The organism is Rhizobium sp. FG113, from assembly GCF_057809895.1.
This window is the reverse complement of record NZ_JBMDKV010000034.1, coordinates 19,513-35,521: the sequence shown is the minus strand read 5'-3', so window position 1 is coordinate 35,521 and position 16,009 is coordinate 19,513. Positions and strand designations below refer to the sequence as shown.

Here is a 16,009-nt window from a genome sequence, read left to right as displayed (position 1 = left end):
CCAGAACATCGCCTGATTTGCCCGATCAGCAAAAACAACTCACCGGACGCTCACGAAGCATCTTGGGCCGATATTCGGGATCGTCCCCGACGATCTTGCTGAAGCGAATGCACAGCATACGGCCAAGCGCCTCCAGGACTGGGTACTCGACAAGGTGCGGCATGCGTGAAGTCAACGGGGTGGATGGCAACTTCCTGGCTTCAGTATCGCGTCCCACTTCCGGCGGGAGGAAACTGTGCGTCGAGCCCTTCGTCGTCGCAGAGCCTGTCTGAGAGCGTTCGCTGTGCGGTGCCATCGGTCAGGTCGCACCGGTGCTCAATTCGGGGTCAGAACAAGAGCTGCTCGAAATCGTACGCTAAGACCGAACGGGCGGGAACGTCATGCAGCGCGGAGGATTCTTCCAGGAAGTCGCAATGGCCTGAAGCCTTCGGGCATCTGCTGCTCGGTGTCCCAGGAATAGATGCCGGTGAGATTTATGTGCTCCCAGCTGAGTGGCGAGACATGCTTGAGCAATATGTCGGGGATAGTTCGACCACTTTGACGCAGATGGGCTACGGCACGGCTGAGATAAACGGTATTCCAGTGGACGATGGCGCTGACGACAAGGTTGAGGCCCGAGGCACGGAATGCCTGACTTTCGAACGATCGGTCGCGGATTTCGCCGCGCTCATGGAAGAAAACGGCCCGCTTGAGCTTGTGGGCGGATTCTCCTTTGTTAAGACCGGCTTGACATCGCCGGCGAAGTGCCGGGTTGGAATACCATTCGATCATAAACAGGGATCGCTCGATGCGCCCGAGCTCACGCAGGGCTTTCGCCAACTGGCTCGGTTTCGAGGATGCCGCCAGCTTTTTGAGGATCATTGAGGGCGCAACAGAGCGTGTCGTGATTGATGCCGCCAGATGGAGAAGGTCATCCCAGTGTTCCAGAATGAGGGCGGTATTGATCGGCGCGCCGATATGGTTGGCCAGTGCTGGATATGAGTCGGCCTTTTCGAAAGTATGGAACTTCCGGTCCTTGAGATTGCGCAGCCGAGGCGCAAAACGCTTTCCGATCAGAGTGAAGAGGGCAAATATGTCGTTTTGCATTTAATCGTAAGATTCCGGCCCTAACAATTTCAACGAGATAGCCCGGCACTTAATTTGAGACTTAGCATTTAATTTGAGATTCTGGCTTGGCTTTTGGCAGTTAATGTGAGATACGCCGCCGAGGAAAAGATGGCTAGCTACGGTCAAGCTTCCATCCTAAATAACCTTATATTACATAGATTTATTACCGAACCGGAAGGCGCTAGGCGCGGGAAATCGCACCTAATAGTCTCAAATTAGGTGCCATCATCAGCCGGAACGGGCGCATTCTTACAATTAAATGCCAAACGACATCTGTCCTCGTAATCTTCTATCTCGCCATTCACGAGCAGGGTTTCGCGGGCCCAGGCTGACCGTTGCTCAAAGGCTCGATAATAGTCGATTATGGCGCTCTGAATTCGGTTCGTGGAAATGCCGATTGATCGCAGCTGTTCGACGAACAGCCGAGGATCATTTTCGGCGTCAATCGAATCGGGAGCGGCATTTCTGAAAGTGATTGGCAAATTGTCAGACCGGTATTCCTCTGCAATAGCAGATAGCTTGTCTGACACCTCGTATCCGAAAACGGGATCGGTCCTGACCCCGGTGAGCATCTTCACCATCAAGTCGTTCCACCATCCTTCAAGACGTTCGAAAACGTGCGGTCGATTTTCTCTCCGTATTGTGCGGAGGTGCCGTTCTTGGATGATGTGCGGAAGGTCAGTGATACGTGGGCTGTTGTCGATAATGGTTATGCGAGACATGAAGTCTTCAACCTCACTGTCGGAGAAGGCACTAAACGAGCCCCTCACCTCCGCAATTAATTTCGACTCACTTGCAGCCATGGCCTCCTGAGCAAGTGTCGCTAGCGTTTCCGATCGCTCCGCGCCATCGAGAAAATTTATCAAAAAGGAGGATTCCGACACAACGGCTGTTGTGAAGAGGAAAAACCTTAAATTTGATGCCGTACGGTCGGCTCGTACATAACTTGCGAGCCATACCCGCACCGACTTCCAAAAGTCTGTCGATAGATCGCTAACTCTGTCTCCCGGCGCCTTGTGTTTAAGCGACGCGAGAGACCTTTTTCCGCCGGCATCAATGAAATCCAAGTCGTCATCTTTTTCGATGAGGACAGAAGTGCTTTCGGCGTAGTCGAGGATCTTCAGGAGCGCGAAGCGAGGCTGATAAATGTACCCAACACCTTGAGGAGCGGCTGAGTATGGCGATTTTTCATCGGGAGGCATAATCGCCACCCTGAAGCGAGCCGCTCGTCCTTACGGTTGTGTAAATTTTCTTGTCCCCCTCGCACTAACTGTCGGCACCCCCATGCCAATGCAATCAAATCATAGTAAAAAACCTACGATACACAACGACAAATTGATCGCTTAGTTAAATCTCGCCAGCTCAGAGCACGCCCCATGCCCGAAACCTCCCCCTCCCGGTCATCTCGCGCAGGCCCAGCTCCAAAACAATCCGCCGCGCCGCCTGCGGCGTGACGTCCAGCGTTTTGGCCACCATGCCAGCCGACACCAGCGGCCTCGCCATGACCAACTCGACCAGCTCCGGCAGTTTTGAAGACGTCCGGCGCCCGTCCAGCTTTCGGTCCATCATCGTTTTCGCCAGCGTCAGCCTGTCATGCTCTTTCATGCCGATCTCGGCCGCCGCCAAAAGACCGCGGGCGATGGCGAGCAGTCGCGTGTCCTGGTCGCGATGCCGTCGCCGATCGACGGGAATGGTTTTGAGGCCGAGATTGATGGCGGCGAGATGGGCACCGGTGGTGATGCCGGCGTGGCGCAGGATGGAAGCGCAAAACAGGCGGCCGAGCCAGGGGGCGTGCTGAAGCACGGACAGCTCGTTCCAGGCATCGAGGGCGATGATTGCCTGCAGCGCCGCTGGCAGGTTTTCGGCCTGGCGCACTACGCTGCGCCATTCGTCGAGCCGCGCATCCTCGTCCCAGTCGAGGTCGTAGATCATTGGGTCTCTTTCTCGGCCGCCGTCACGGCCGGGTCGTGTTGCATTCTCGATTGCCGCCTCCGATCGGGCCAGAACCGCGTCGATGGCCGCATAGTCGACGCCGGGTAAATTCTCCGCGTCATCACCATCGCCCCCCTCCCCTTCCGGATCGATGGTGACCGCTGGCCGAACGACGCCGGCCGGCTCCTCCACCTCCGCGCCGACCGGATCAATGTCCGACGTCTGTCGCAAAGTTCGGATACCCTCTGCCGATAACGCCCAGGCGGGGAGATGGGCAGCAATGCGCCGGCGGCTGCGCAGAACGTCGCGGGCGATAGTCAACTCATGGGTGGGTGTGCGAATATCGCGGGTATTGTCGTGCAGGACGAGGTCTTCGAGATGGACCAATTCGCCGTCGATCCACAAAGAGGCGCAGGCGTCGGCAAAATGGGATCGTTCGAGGAATCCCGCGCCGACTGGTGAACGGGCGATCCGCTCGTCCAGGCGCGCGAGAGCAATACCGGAGTCGAAAGTCGGCCGCATCAAGGCTGTTATGCTAATTTTCGCAAGATCATAAGCCATTGAAATCATGGTAAATGATTTCTTATAGGAACTCTATATCAATATTACAGTTCCTCACATGGTATGATTGCTGGTTGAGGTCATCACCATCGATAAGTAATGCTTATCGATGGTGATTGATTTCCTGCCGCAAATCAGAAAGAATCCGGTAAACCCACGGCCGCTCGGCCGTCAAAAGCCGCCGATCCGGAGTTTCTCTGTGGCCAAACCGTCCATCTCCAAGACCGCCGTCGATCGCCGGGCCGACGAACTAGACACCATCGCCAGCGTGCTGCCGATCGACCGGCGCGACGAACTGGCCGAACTGCTGACCGACCAGGACATCGAAACGCTACGCCATCTGGTCAACGAAGGCATGGGCGAAAACACTCTGCGCGCCCTCACCTCCGACCTCGCCTATCTACAGGCCTGGTCGCTTGCCGCGACCGGCGCCTCCCTCCCCTGGCCGGCGCCCGAAGCCTTGGCTCTTAAATTCGTCGCCCACCATCTCTGGCAGCCCGAACAGCGCGACATCGATCCTCACCACGGCATGCCAGCCGATGTCGAACAGAGCCTGCGGGAACAGGGTTTTCTGCGATCGCCAGGGGCGCACGCGCCCGACACGGTGCGGCGGCGGATTGCCAGCTGGTCGACGCTGACGAAATGGCGCGGGCTGTCAGGCGTCTTTTCCTCGCCGTCGCTGAAATCCGCGATACGCCTCGCAGTTCGGGCGACGCCGCGGCCAAGGAAACGCAAGAGCGCGAAGGCCGTCACCGGCGACGTCCTGGCAAAGCTGCTCGCGACCTGCAGCACCGACAGCCTTCGTGACATCCGCGACCGGGCAATCCTGATGGTGGCTTTTGCCTCGGGCGGTCGTCGTCGCAGTGAGATTGCCGGTCTGCGCAGGGAGCAGCTCACCGTTGAGCCACCCATCACCGTCGAGGGTGCCCCTCCCCTCCCCTCTGTCGCCATCCATCTCGGTCGCACCAAGACGTCAGGTGCCGAAAGCGATGAGGCCGTTTATCTGACGGGCCGGCCCGTGGATGCTTTGAACGCATGGATGGCGGCTGGAAGAATCGAAAGCGGGAGTATTTTTCGGAAGATCGATCGTTGGGGCAATGTCTCGAAGCGGGCGCTGGAGCCGGGCGCGGTCAATGCGATCGTCAAACAGCGGGCCGAGATGGCTGGACTCGACCCTGCGGAATTCTCGGCGCATGGGTTGCGGTCGGGATATCTTACGGAAGCCGCCAACCGCGGGATCCCCCTCCCCGAAGCAATGGAGCAGTCGCGACACCGTTCGGTGCAACAGGCCTCCAGCTATTACAACAACGCGACCCGCCGAAGCGGGCGCGCTGCGCGTATGCTTTGAAGACGCGGATCGGCCGGCACTGCCTCCAGATAGACCGCGATGAATCTACAACGAAGACTTGCCGATTGAGGCCCCGCCATCGACATGAGGCGTCTGCCCCGTAATAAACCCAGCGTCATCCGATAGCAGGAATTCGATTGCCCCAGCGACTTCCTCCGGTCTTCCGAAGCGGCCCATTGGAACGCCGAAGACGTAACGCGCTTCGCTCTCGCTGAAACAACGCCGTCTCCGTTGGCCCCGGCGAAACGGCGTTCACCGTTATTCCGCCCGCAGCCAGTTCAAGGGCCCAGCTCCGGGTGAAGCTGACAAGCGCCGCCTTTGCTGCGGCGTAGCTTGGCGGGGCTGGAGCCTGCGGAGTTTTCGGCACATGGGCTACGATCAGGATATCTGACCGAAGCGGCTAACCGCGGCATACCCCTCCCCGAAGCCATGGAGCAGTCGAGGCATCGTTCAGTGCAGCAGGCGTCGAGCTATTACAATAGCGCTACCCGTCGAAGCGGTCGTGCTGCACGTTTGCTGTGAAGGCAGGCGTCTACCCACGATAAAGCTTTTGTCGTCCGGTAGCGTGAAAGCCGCTCTCGCGTCGATTGGCATAGACCAGGCCCAGCCATCAATTCAACGAGAAATTACGCGCACTCATCTCGTATAAGCATCAGAAATTTATGAGGAAAATTCCGAAAAAAACGGCTGACAAGATTGTAGCGGTTGTATGAGAGACCTACCTCGTCATCTAGGTTCAACACATTGCGCTTATTGACATCGCTAACCCGCAAGCCGGTTGCCATCGCCGTTTGCCTTGAGCAGCGACATCAGCATAGGCCCAATTGAAAACTCTCCTCGTTCCGAGCGTTTAGTCAGATCACGTAGATAACCACCGGCCGAGTTGATGTAGTTCGAGCGCTCTAGGATGCACGCCATTGCCGCGGCAGCATTCTCCGGCCCCATCGCATTGCAGGCCTCTTCGTAGGCTGAGGGACTTACTCCGAGCATTGAGCGGACCACTACGGCCGCCGTCATCAACTCGCGCCAATTCGATATGCCACCGCCCGGCCCATAGTCTACGATCTGGGGGCAAGCTCGAAGGACCATACCGAGCGGAAACGACTTGATCTGTTCTGCATTCGCCCTTTTCTGTTCAACGCCTATCCTCTTGGCTGGCGGCTCTTCCGGCAAGCTTTCGCCCTGCTCTTTTCCAGAGCTAGGTTCAAGTTCATAGATAGATTCGGTATTTGAATTCTGTATGTGGCGTTCATTTTGAATGGCATTGCCGTGCATATAGTCGGTATTTAACTGCATCTCCAGGAGGTTGATGACTTCATTCCTCAAAAGCTCCATCTCGTCGAGTGTTGCTTCGACCTGGGTTCTGTCGGGATAACGAGGTAGTCGACCAAGAATTCCAACATACATCATCTCGACGTCCAGCCAGTTTCCTGACGCTCCTTCTTCAATCGCAGCCGTAATCAGCTTACGGACATCGCGACGGCAGATCGTCAGTGCTTCTTTTGCCCTGCGGAAGCGTACACGTTCTGCTGCGACTTCCTGCGCAAGTATGGCAAGCTCCGCCGCGCGCGTGAGCAGCGGGCTGAGATCGAAGCCGTATGCCTGCTCAATTACGCCATCTCGATTGCGATGCGCGTAACGCTTGCCGTTTGGACTATCCCGGCGCTGGATAAGTCCGGCATCGACCAGTGCTCCGAGTTGCCGGCGGAGTGTGCTTTCTGTGATCCCATGAGCGCGGACAGATAGCTGCGCATTAGATGGAAACACGACAAGTCCATGATCCTGGTCGAGCTGTGGCTCAGGGTAGAACGTCAAGAGTGCATCGAGAACAGCGAGCGCTCTGTCTTGCAGACCGAAGCGCTCCCTCGCCTCACACACGTCACGAAACACTTTCCACTTTTCTACGCGTGCGCCTGGGCTCGGTGCTGTGATGGCCAGTTGCCCCTTAACTAGGGCAAGAGTAGCCGGTCGCCGCCCAAAAGGCGTCGTTACATGTCCCGTTTGCATTTTTTCTCTCACCTTTCTCTAGGCAAAAGAAATTCGCTCACCAAATCGGTGCCAACACTCTTGACTGCGATTCCGGGAAATGCGATTCTCGATCCTGCTAGAGATGACGAGAGAGGCTTCCACGGTTTACCGTTTGGGGGCCTTTTTCTTTTGCGGTTTAATCTCCGTTGCGTTCGGTTTTTGACCGTTTGTACTCGTCATACAAACGGTCCATCCGGCCCGAAAGCCAGTCGCTGAAGGGCTTCGCTTCGACATTCGAAAGCTCAATCGCAACCTTCTTCGATTTGGTGTTCATTACGAAATTCAGTGAACTGTCGCTCGACGTCCAATCCCTCCCGGATGCGTTGCCCTTGGGCTTCTTAGCAGCCGATTTGACCTTGTAGCGCTTCAGGTAATCATGAAGTTCGTCGAACCGCTTTTCTTCTGCCAGTTCAACAAACCCTGCGGTCTCCGTAAATTCAGTGGCAACCTTCAAGAGGGCAGGAACGAGAAGTAGTTGACGCAGGCTAAGCCACTTGTCGCGCCCGATTTTTTTGGACGCACCGAGAGCTTTGATGATCGCAGCAGGGACCACTTCCACGACACCGAGCATCTTGGACAACATCGCCTCGTCGATCGCGAGAGACGACCGCACCACGTCCTTCGTCATGTTGGACGCAAGCAGGTTCTGTGCGAAGTACGCACGTTCGATGAAGGATAAGTTTGAGCGGGCAGAGTTTTCCTGCCCTTGGGCGATTGCGGACGTGATGTCGTCAAGTTTTTTGACAACCGCCTTGACCGAAATCCCGAGCTCTTTGGCGACCTTGAGACGACGGTGCCCGAAAACGACCATGAAGCGTTGGCTGTCATACGAGCTAGGCCGAACCAGGATTGGTGTCGTCTGACCGGATTCTTTGATCGCCTGTTTGAGCTCCTGGTATTCTTCGCCCTCATCCGACAGCCGATCGGCCACGAATGATACATCCAGCAGCCGCGGATCCAGCTCCACGACGACCTCGCCCTCCATGAGCTTCTTGGTGTTTTCGGCGAGATCTTCAATCGATCGCACAACCGTCTTCGCGGCGCCCGTCATCGCGTATCCAGGCTTTACGGGAGATTTGTCGGTCGATATCGACGCTATATCAAGCTTCGCGAATGGATTGTCACGCGCCATGACCGAACTCCAGCTTTGACTTCAACTCCGCTAAGGCATTATTTCGCCTTGCAAAAATAGGAAAAAAAACGGCTGACAAGTTTGTCATTTCCGCCCCCAAGCATTGTGTATCAGGTCGACAATTTCACCATTTGCGGCATTCAGGCTTTCCATTGCTCGATCGTAAGTAGACCGAACGAACTCTCCCCGCTCGACCTCGTACAAAGTCTGCTTTTTGATTGAAGCGTCGGAAATAGCGGTAGATTTAAGAACGTGGTTTCGCAGCATCTGCTGAGCAAACATCGACTGCATGAAGCCGACCATCTGCGCTTGCGGAATGTCGGTCGGCTCAAAGCGTGTCACGAGGTAGCGGAACCATTCCACCCTGATTTCGGCACCAGCCTCTGCAACAGGGGTCATAATCCCTCCCAGCATCTGTAGGAACTGGCTCATCGACATGATGTCCAACATCTGGGGATGGATTGTAATCAGGATGCCTGTGGAAGCCATCAACGCGGTGATAGTAAGGTAGCCGAGCTGCGGCGGGCAGTCGATGACAACCACGTCATACTTGTCGTCCACTTCTTTAAGCGCATTGACGATGCGCATGTGGAACAACCGACCCTCGTCACCTTTTCGAGAAGAAATTGACAGTGGCACATCGTATTCAAATTCCTGCAGCACAAGATTCGCCGGTACAACGTCTAGTCCTGGAATATTGGTCGACTGAATTACCGCTGATATTGGCTTTCGCTCCTCATCGAAACGAAGCGCTTCGTATAGGGACGCTGTATCATCGAGTTCGGGCTGAATGCCGAACAGTGACGTTAGCGACGCCTGGGGATCTAGATCGATGGCAAGCACACGGTGACCGGTGAGGGCGAGATACTGTGCTAAGTGTGCCGCGGTCGTTGTCTTCCCGCTTCCACCTTTGAAGTTCACGACCGAAACGACTTGCATCGGCTCGCCTTCGCGACGTTGAGGAACGTAATAGCGCTTGTCGGATTTTTTGTTGGCTTCGAGATATTCGCGAAGCTCCCGCATTTGATCGGCCGTATAATATCGGCGACCGCTGACCGATTCGATCTCCGGGCCTTTCCCTTCGGAATGGATTTGTCGGAGATGGCTTTGGGTCACACCCATGAAATCGGCGACCTCGCCGAGCTGAAACTTGCGTAATCCCTTACGAGCGTCCGGCGGATACTGTTGGCTGCGCAGCATATGCAACGCGCTTGATATCTTTGCCCCTTGCTGGGCGATCTCGACGTCAAATCTGTTGGGCAGCTGGCTCATTTTGCAAACTATTTCCTAGGTGGCGTCACTTTCGAAAAAATGGCCATAAAGCCATAATTTGCGCAACTATCGTCCGATTCCCCCTGCGCGACAAGGAATTTAAAGTTAACAATGTCTTAAGATGATCCAAGACCATCGCAAAAACGCGTGATTAGGTGTTATATTTCAGTGTGTTGAGCATTTCATCGCCATCGTCCATGTCCTTTCTTTCCTCAGATTTTTCCGCCCTTATCTGAGGCGACCCAGAAGCCCATTGAGAGAATCGATGGGAACCTGACGGAATCACCTCACGCAGGCGACCCACAAATTTGTACGTGGACATCAAAGCGTGGCGCGGCTCTTTTCCCTCACAAACCAATCAGCGAGGAGAAAGCTGCAATGCTTCAGTCGCATTCCCGCCTTGTGCGCAAGCTTCAAGAAGCACTGGGCGATCGTTTATGTATCGCCCTCGACGACCCTGGCGTCGTCGAGATCATGCTCAACCCGGACGGTAAAGTTTTCATCGAGCGGTTAGGGCAGGGCATTGCGCCCGCGGGTGAGATGGCTGCGACAGCAGCGGAAACAATCATCGGCTCCGTCGCACACGCTCTACAATCTGAGGCGGACGATGAGCGGCCGATCATTTCGGGCGAACTTCCCATTGGCGGACACCGCTTTGAAGGGTTGCTGCCCCCGGTTGTCGCGTCCCCAACGTTCACGATCAGGCGCAGAGCCTCCAGGCTGATCCCACTCGACGACTATATCGCTGACAAGGTGATGACGGAGGCGCAAGCCACAGTGATCAGGAGCGCAATCGCGAATCGGCTCAATATCGTGATCGCGGGTGGAACGGGTTCGGGCAAAACGACTCTCGCCAATGCCGTGATCGCTGAAATCATAGCCTCAGCGCCGGACGACCGCATGGTCATTCTTGAAGATACTGCGGAAATCCGGTGTGCGGCAGAGAATGCGGTGTGCCTGCATACCAGTGACACGATCGATATGGCGCGACTGCTCAAGAGCACCATGCGCCTCCGTCCCGACCGCATCATCGTTGGCGAAGTCCGCGACGGCGCCGCACTAACGCTGCTGAAAGCCTGGAATACTGGCCATCCCGGTGGCGTCACCACCGTCCACTCCAATACCGCCATGTCCGCCTTGCGTCGTCTGGAGCAACTGACCGCCGAGGTCAGCCAGCAACCGATGCAGGCTGTGATCGGCGAGGCCGTTGATCTTGTCATCTCGATCGAGCGCGCGGGGAGGGGGAGACGGGTACGAGAGGTCATCAATGTCGAGGGCTTCAGCGGTAGCCGGTACCAGACCGAACATTACGCTCAAATTGATGAGGACATTCATGCTGCATAATCGCTCTTTTCGCCTCGGACTGCTCGCTGCGATGTTCTGCGCGGCGCTTGCCGCGCCAGCCCTTGCCAGTTCCGGTGGGAGTCTTCCCTGGGAGGGGCCGCTTGAACAGATTCAGGAATCCATCACTGGGCCAGTCGCAGGAGCAATTGCCCTCGCCGCCATGGCGATCGCCGGCGGAATGCTGATCTTCGGCGGCGAGCTCAACGATTTCGCGCGACGCCTCGTCTACATCGTACTGGTCGCCGGTATCCTGCTGGGGGCGACGACGATTGTCGGACTGTTCGGTGCGACCGGCGCGTCGATCGGCATCACTGCCACAAGTTTGCCAGGGACCGTTTCCCAGCCGATGTCCGTTGCAAGAGGGGAGGGGGCCAATGGGTGAGCCGCATTCCGCTCTCCAACGCAATCGCATTCACCGCGCTCTTTCACGACCGAATCTGCTGATGGGGGCAGACCGAGAGCTCCTGCTTGTCACAGGGCTGGTGGCGATCATCCTGATCTTCGTCGTGCTCACCCTGTATTCAGCGCTGTTCGGCATCGCCATCTGGTTCGTGATCGTCGGCGCACTGCGCATGATGGCAAAATCCGATCCCCTCATGCGTCATGTCTACGTGCGGCATTTGCGCTACCGGCATCACTACCTGCCCACGTCTTCGCCGTGGCGACGTTTCTAGAGGTGCAATGATGGTCGCTTTGCGTTCCCTTCGCCCGTCTGCACCGTCGTTCGCCGATCTCGTGCCCTATGCCGGACTGGTCGATAACGGGGTCATTCTTCTCAAGGACGGAAGTCTCATGGCTGGATGGTATTTTGCCGGCCCTGACTCCGAGAGCGCCACGGATTTCGAGCGCAACGAGCTGTCCCGTCAGATCAATACGATCCTTTCACGGCTAGGTTCCGGCTGGATGATCCAGGTCGAGGCCGTGCGCATCCCAACGACTGACTATCCTTCTGCGGAACGCAGTCATTTCCCTGATGCTGTCACTCGCATGATCGATGATGAGCGGCGCAAGCACTTCGAACAGGAGCGCGGCCACTTCGAGAGCCGGCATGCGCTCGTCCTGACATATCGCCCTCCCGAGCGCCGGCGATCTGGCGTCACGCGTTATATCTACTCGGACACTGAGAGCCGGACGGCGACCTATGCCGACACGGTGCTCGACAGTTTCAGGCGCTCGATACGGGAGATCGAGCAGTACCTCGGCAACGTCATCTCAATCGAGCGCATGCGAACGCGTGAAGTACCGGAACGCGGTGGCGCCCGTATTGCCCGCTACGATGAGCTGTTCCAGTTCATCCGGTTCTGCATCACCGGTGAAAACCACCCAGTCCGTCTACCTGAGATTCCCATGTATTTGGACTGGCTGGCGACCGCGGAGCTAGAGCACGGCCTCACCCCGAAGGTCGAAAACCGGTTCCTCAGCGTGATTGCGATCGACGGTTTGCCGGCCGAGAGCTGGCCAGGCATCTTGAATAGCCTCGATCTCTTGCCGCTCACCTACCGCTGGTCGTCGCGCTTCATCTTTCTGGATGCTGAGGAGGCAAAGCAGCGGTTGGAGCGCACGCGCAAGAAATGGCAGCAAAAGGTACGGCCGTTTTTCGACCAACTTTTCCAGACGCAAAGCCGATCCGTTGACCAGGACGCAATGGCCATGGTCGCGGAGACTGAAGACGCGATCGCCGAGGCATCTTCGCAGCTGGTCGCCTATGGCTACTACACGCCGGTGATCATTCTATTCGACGAAAGCAGAGAGAATCTTGCCGATAAAACCGAGTCCGTTCGAAGGTTGATCCAGGCTGAAGGATTTGGCGCGCGGATCGAGACGTTGAATGCGACGGACGCATTCCTCGGGAGCCTGCCAGGCAACTGGTACTGCAACATCCGGGAACCCCTGATAAACACCCGCAATCTCGCAGACCTGATCCCCCTCAATTCCGTCTGGTCGGGCAGTCCACTTGCGCCCTGCCCGTTCTATCCACCCGACGCGCCGCCACTGACACAGGTGGCCTCTGGATCGTCACCGTTCCGACTGAACCTTCACGTGGATGACGTCGGCCATACACTTATTTTCGGACCAACCGGTTCCGGCAAGTCAACGCTTCTCGCGCTCATCGCAGCGCAATTTCGCCGGTATAAGGGTGCGCAGGTTTTCGCCTTCGACAAAGGCAACTCTATTCTGCCGCTGACGCTGGCCGTGGATGGCAATCACTATGAAATCGGCGGCGAGGCAGGAGAGGGGGCTAAGCTTGCCTTTTGCCCTCTCTCCGATCTCTCGACCGATACCGACCGCGCCTGGGCTTCCGAATGGATCGAAACACTCGTCTCCCTGCAGGGTGTCACGGTCACCCCGGACCACCGAAACGCCATATCTCGGCAGATCGGTTTGATGGCGGGGGCGCCAGGCCGGTCGCTGTCGGATTTTGTGAGTGGCGTTCAGATGCGGGAGATCAAGGACGCGTTGCACCACTATACTGTTGACGGCCCCATGGGCCAGCTTCTCGACGCTGAACAGGATTCGCTGACCCTCGGCCAATTCCAGTGCTTCGAGATCGAGCAACTGATGAATATGGGCGAGCGAAATCTCGTGCCAGTGCTGACCTATCTGTTTCGACGTATCGAAAAGCGGCTAACGGGGGCACCAAGCCTTATCATTCTCGATGAGGCGTGGCTGATGCTCGGTCACCCGGTTTTCCGCGACAAAATCCGCGAGTGGCTGAAGGTGCTGCGAAAGGCAAACTGCGCCGTCGTTCTCGCCACTCAGTCAATTTCGGACGCAGAGCGCTCGGGCATCATCGATGTCCTGAAGGAATCCTGCCCAACCAAGATCTGCCTCCCGAATGGGGCTGCCCGCGAGTCCGGGACACGAGAATTCTATGAGCGCATCGGCTTTAATCCTCGCCAAATCGAAATCGTCGCAGCCGCTATTCCAAAGCGGGAATATTACGTGACGTCGCCGGACGGACGCCGCCTTTTCGATATGGCGCTGGGGCCGCTCACCCTCTCCTTCGTCGGTGCTTCCGGCAAAGCCGACCTCGCTCGGATCCGGGAACTTCTCTCAACTTACGGCAAAGACTGGCCGACCCAATGGCTCAATGAAAGAGGGATCAATCGCTATGCTTGACCATATCCTATCGCTCAGAAGAAAATCAGCGACCGTTGTCATTGCAGCGTTTGTAACCGGCGCTTCCACACCAGCATTTGCTGGCTCAGCGACGGGCGCTGCAACCGAGTGGACACAGCTTGCCAACAATGCACAGCTCGTCGACCTCCTTAAAAGCTCCGGCCTGCAAGTCGAAAATCAGCTGACACAAATCAGTCAGTTGGCCGAGCAGATCCAAAACCAGCTGAACATCTACGAAAACATGCTGCAAAACACGGCGCAGCTGCCCGATCATATCTGGGGGCAGGTGGAGAGCGACCTCAATCAGCTCCGCAGTATCGTCGATCAGGGACAGAGCATCTCTTTCTCGATGGGGAGCGCAGATGATGTGCTGAAACAGCGCTTTCAATCCTATGCTGATCTTCAGACTGCCGCCGGCAACGGGACGGACCTATCCTCGAACTATGCCCGTTGGTCAGATACCAACCGCGACACCATCGCCAGCACGCTCAAGGCTGCAAGCCTGACGGCTGACCAGTTCGACAGCGAGGAGGATACGATGGGCTCCCTCCGAAACATGTCGGAATCGGCCGATGGCCAAATGAAAGCTCTCCAGGTCGGCCACGAAATTGCGGCGCAGCAGGTTGCGCAAACGCAAAAGCTGCGTGGTCTCGTATCCCAGCAGATGACGATGATGGGGACGTGGCTGCAAAGCGAGCAGACCGAAAAGGATCTGGCACAAGCTCGGCGAGAAAAGTTCTTCAACGCCGACACCAGTGCCGTCCCCGAAGGTCAGAAGATGGAGCCCCGCTGGTGAGCCGCGCGATCGTCATTGCTATCGCGCTTTTGGTCGCGGCGGCATCAGTGTCAGCAGCAACGGTATTCATCATGAAGTCCGACGAGAGATCCTCATCCAAAAAGAGCGAGAAATTTTTCGGTGTGAAAAAGGACCTGCCCCCGATCGAAAAGGGCCAGGAAATGCGTCCAAGATGGTAAGGGCACGGATCGAGTTGATGCTTTTTGCAACCGGCCTTGCCTGCCTTATGCTGGCCGGCCCAGCGTTTGCACAGCAGGGCCAAGTCCTCACGGAGCTTGAAAATCAGGTTTCTTCCGCTGCCAAGGGCTGGGAAACAACCATCATGAATGCGGCAAGGTCTCTGTTCTGGATCCTCGCCGGAATAGAGGTGGGGATTGCCGCAGTGTGGCTCGCCATTCAGTCGGCATCCCTCGACAGCTGGTTCGCAGAGCTTGTGCGGAGGATCATGTTCATCGGCTTTTTTGCCTTTGTTTTGACCCAGGGACCAACGTTTGCCAAAGCTGTTGTAGATAGTCTCTATCAGATCGGGGCCGGTAGTGGGTCAGCTTCGCCCGCGGAGGTGTTCGATGCGGGTATCCGTGTCGCTTCGCAGATGTCGGAACAGGCCAAGTTCGGTGTCTTCGAGGATAATGCTCTTGCGATCGCAGCCGTTCTCGCCATGGGTATTGTTGTGATCTGCTTCTCGCTGGTGGCAGCGATTTTCGTGGCTGTGATGGTCGAGATGTATGTCGGCCTACTCGCGGGAATGATTATGCTCGGCCTCGGTGGATCCTCGTTCACCAAGGACTTTGCTGTCCGATATCTCGTTTATGCTTTCGGCGTTGGCATGAAGCTCATGGCGTTGGTCATGATCGCTAAAATCGGCTCCGGTGTCCTCTTGGGACTTGCTCAGGCCCCAACCGCCGAGACCGACCAGTTCATCACGACACTTGCGATCGCCGGCATCTCGGTCGTTGTGTTTATCATCGCGATGTATGTTCCAAACATCATGCAGGGCGTCGTTCAGGGGGCGTCTGTTTCCGGCGGGATGGAAGCCATTCAGCACGGTGGGCAGGCGGCGTCTTTCGCGACTGGCGGAGCCTTCCTGGCCGCAGGTGCGGCCGGAGCAGGATTTGCAGCAGGTCAAGCGGCGCGGGCCGCCGGATCATCCTTTGGAGGAGCGGCTATTCGCGGAGTGGGTGCAGGCCTTGGCTCGGCCGGGCAGGCCGCAGGATCCGCAGCCAAGGAGAAGGCGATCGGGTCGCCCGGTGCCTATGCCGGCTCCATCCTTGGCCTGGCGAACGCGAAGCTCGACCAGGCTCGTGGCAAAGGAGCCTCGCCCGGTCAGCCGCCGGAACGACACGACAAATCGTAAATTTAAGACAGGGAA

General features: G+C 56.9%; 13 protein-coding genes and 3 pseudogenes. 9 read left to right on the top strand and 7 right to left on the bottom strand.

All coding sequences use genetic code 11. From position 1 onward, the window contains the following. Window positions 1–378: 378 nt before the first annotated feature. The 3 genes and pseudogenes from ACODTZ_RS34630 to ACODTZ_RS34620 form a co-directional block, all read right to left on the bottom strand. Window positions 379–1,074: pseudogene (locus tag ACODTZ_RS34630) on the bottom strand (Tn3 family transposase); the annotation flags it as partial. Between the two features lie 248 nt (window positions 1,075–1,322). Continuing rightward, window positions 1,323–2,309: an ABC-three component system protein gene (locus ACODTZ_RS34625; protein WP_489031674.1), complete on the bottom strand. Its 987-nt coding sequence runs from the start codon at window positions 2,307–2,309 to the stop codon at window positions 1,323–1,325. A gap of 160 nt (window positions 2,310–2,469) precedes the next feature. After that, a complete protein-coding gene (locus ACODTZ_RS34620; RefSeq protein WP_489031672.1) occupies window positions 2,470–3,609 on the bottom strand; it encodes an RHE_PE00001 family protein in 1,140 nt (379 codons plus the stop codon). Between the two features lie 190 nt (window positions 3,610–3,799). Between ACODTZ_RS34620 and ACODTZ_RS34615 the strand changes: the two genes are divergently transcribed. After that, window positions 3,800–4,948: a site-specific integrase gene (locus tag ACODTZ_RS34615; protein ID WP_489031680.1), complete on the top strand. Its 1,149-nt coding sequence runs from the start codon at window positions 3,800–3,802 to the stop codon at window positions 4,946–4,948. A 45-nt stretch (window positions 4,949–4,993) separates the two neighbouring features. Here the strand turns inward: ACODTZ_RS34615 and ACODTZ_RS34610 are convergent. Further along, a pseudogene (locus tag ACODTZ_RS34610) lies at window positions 4,994–5,315 on the bottom strand (SDR family oxidoreductase). Here ACODTZ_RS34610 and ACODTZ_RS34605 point away from each other — a divergent pair. Next, window positions 5,273–5,470 (top strand): annotated as a pseudogene (locus tag ACODTZ_RS34605) (integrase); the annotation flags it as partial. The pseudogenes ACODTZ_RS34610 and ACODTZ_RS34605 sit on opposite strands and share 43 nt — an antisense overlap. Window positions 5,471–5,710: 240 nt before the next feature. Here the strand turns inward: ACODTZ_RS34605 and repC are convergent. From repC to repA, 3 genes are all read right to left on the bottom strand, one after another. Then, window positions 5,711–6,955: a plasmid replication protein RepC gene (gene repC, locus ACODTZ_RS34600; protein WP_489031670.1), complete on the bottom strand. Its 1,245-nt coding sequence runs from the start codon at window positions 6,953–6,955 to the stop codon at window positions 5,711–5,713. A gap of 157 nt (window positions 6,956–7,112) precedes the next feature. Continuing rightward, the gene (repB, locus tag ACODTZ_RS34595; protein WP_018326378.1) at window positions 7,113–8,108 is read right to left on the bottom strand and encodes a plasmid partitioning protein RepB; all 996 of its coding nucleotides are present in this window, start codon (window positions 8,106–8,108) and stop codon (window positions 7,113–7,115) included. An 84-nt stretch (window positions 8,109–8,192) separates the two neighbouring features. Next, window positions 8,193–9,380 carry a plasmid partitioning protein RepA gene (gene repA / locus ACODTZ_RS34590; RefSeq protein ID WP_018326379.1) on the bottom strand — a complete coding sequence of 396 codons (1,188 nt, stop codon included), beginning with the start codon at window positions 9,378–9,380 and terminating at the stop codon, window positions 8,193–8,195. A gap of 378 nt (window positions 9,381–9,758) precedes the next feature. On the opposite strand from repA, the gene trbB reads away from it, so the two are divergent. Genes trbB through trbL form a run of 7 tightly spaced genes read left to right on the top strand, consistent with a single transcriptional unit; the run spans window position 9,759 to window position 15,994 of the window. Next, on the top strand, window positions 9,759–10,724 hold the full coding sequence (gene trbB, locus ACODTZ_RS34585; RefSeq protein WP_052821131.1) for a P-type conjugative transfer ATPase TrbB: 966 nt from the start codon (window positions 9,759–9,761) through the stop codon (window positions 10,722–10,724). Beyond that, window positions 10,714–11,106 (top strand): TrbC/VirB2 family protein, encoded by a 393-nt coding sequence (locus tag ACODTZ_RS34580; protein ID WP_015647763.1) that lies wholly within the window; start codon window positions 10,714–10,716, stop codon window positions 11,104–11,106. Before trbB ends, ACODTZ_RS34580 begins: the two co-directional genes overlap by 11 nt. Beyond that, window positions 11,099–11,398, top strand: coding sequence for a conjugal transfer protein TrbD (locus ACODTZ_RS34575; RefSeq protein WP_015647762.1), 300 nt, complete (start codon window positions 11,099–11,101; stop codon window positions 11,396–11,398). The genes ACODTZ_RS34580 and ACODTZ_RS34575 overlap by 8 nt, the downstream gene beginning before the upstream one ends. A 10-nt stretch (window positions 11,399–11,408) precedes the next feature. Beyond that, the gene (locus tag ACODTZ_RS34570) at window positions 11,409–13,844 is read left to right on the top strand and encodes a conjugal transfer protein TrbE (protein WP_489031678.1); all 2,436 of its coding nucleotides are present in this window, start codon (window positions 11,409–11,411) and stop codon (window positions 13,842–13,844) included. Then, complete coding sequence (gene trbJ / locus ACODTZ_RS34565) at window positions 13,837–14,640, top strand: P-type conjugative transfer protein TrbJ (protein ID WP_489031666.1); 804 nt, start codon at window positions 13,837–13,839, stop codon at window positions 14,638–14,640. Before ACODTZ_RS34570 ends, trbJ begins: the two co-directional genes overlap by 8 nt. Next, the gene (gene trbK, locus ACODTZ_RS34560) at window positions 14,637–14,819 is read left to right on the top strand and encodes an entry exclusion protein TrbK (RefSeq protein ID WP_018326239.1); all 183 of its coding nucleotides are present in this window, start codon (window positions 14,637–14,639) and stop codon (window positions 14,817–14,819) included. Before trbJ ends, trbK begins: the two co-directional genes overlap by 4 nt. A gap of 17 nt (window positions 14,820–14,836) precedes the next feature. After that, a complete protein-coding gene (gene trbL / locus ACODTZ_RS34555; protein ID WP_489031662.1) occupies window positions 14,837–15,994 on the top strand; it encodes a P-type conjugative transfer protein TrbL in 1,158 nt (385 codons plus the stop codon). The last annotated feature ends 15 nt before the right edge of the window (window positions 15,995–16,009 follow it).

What these genes read in the sequence shown, in the direction of transcription:
- ACODTZ_RS34625 (WP_489031674.1), bottom strand. Translation starts at nt 2,309, where the DNA reads ATGCCTCCCGATGAAAAATCGCCATACTCAGCCGCTCCTCAAGGTGTT.
- repC (WP_489031670.1), bottom strand. Translation starts at nt 6,955, where the DNA reads ATGCAAACGGGACATGTAACGACGCCTTTTGGGCGGCGACCGGCTACT.
- ACODTZ_RS34580 (WP_015647763.1), top strand. Translation starts at nt 10,714, where the DNA reads ATGCTGCATAATCGCTCTTTTCGCCTCGGACTGCTCGCTGCGATGTTC.
- trbJ (WP_489031666.1), top strand. Translation starts at nt 13,837, where the DNA reads ATGCTTGACCATATCCTATCGCTCAGAAGAAAATCAGCGACCGTTGTC.
- ACODTZ_RS34575 (WP_015647762.1), top strand. Translation starts at nt 11,099, where the DNA reads ATGGGTGAGCCGCATTCCGCTCTCCAACGCAATCGCATTCACCGCGCT.
- repB (WP_018326378.1), bottom strand. Translation starts at nt 8,108, where the DNA reads ATGGCGCGTGACAATCCATTCGCGAAGCTTGATATAGCGTCGATATCG.
- trbB (WP_052821131.1), top strand. Translation starts at nt 9,759, where the DNA reads ATGCTTCAGTCGCATTCCCGCCTTGTGCGCAAGCTTCAAGAAGCACTG.
- ACODTZ_RS34620 (WP_489031672.1), bottom strand. Translation starts at nt 3,609, where the DNA reads ATGATTTCAATGGCTTATGATCTTGCGAAAATTAGCATAACAGCCTTG.
- repA (WP_018326379.1), bottom strand. Translation starts at nt 9,380, where the DNA reads ATGAGCCAGCTGCCCAACAGATTTGACGTCGAGATCGCCCAGCAAGGG.
- trbL (WP_489031662.1), top strand. Translation starts at nt 14,837, where the DNA reads ATGCTTTTTGCAACCGGCCTTGCCTGCCTTATGCTGGCCGGCCCAGCG.
- ACODTZ_RS34570 (WP_489031678.1), top strand. Translation starts at nt 11,409, where the DNA reads ATGGTCGCTTTGCGTTCCCTTCGCCCGTCTGCACCGTCGTTCGCCGAT.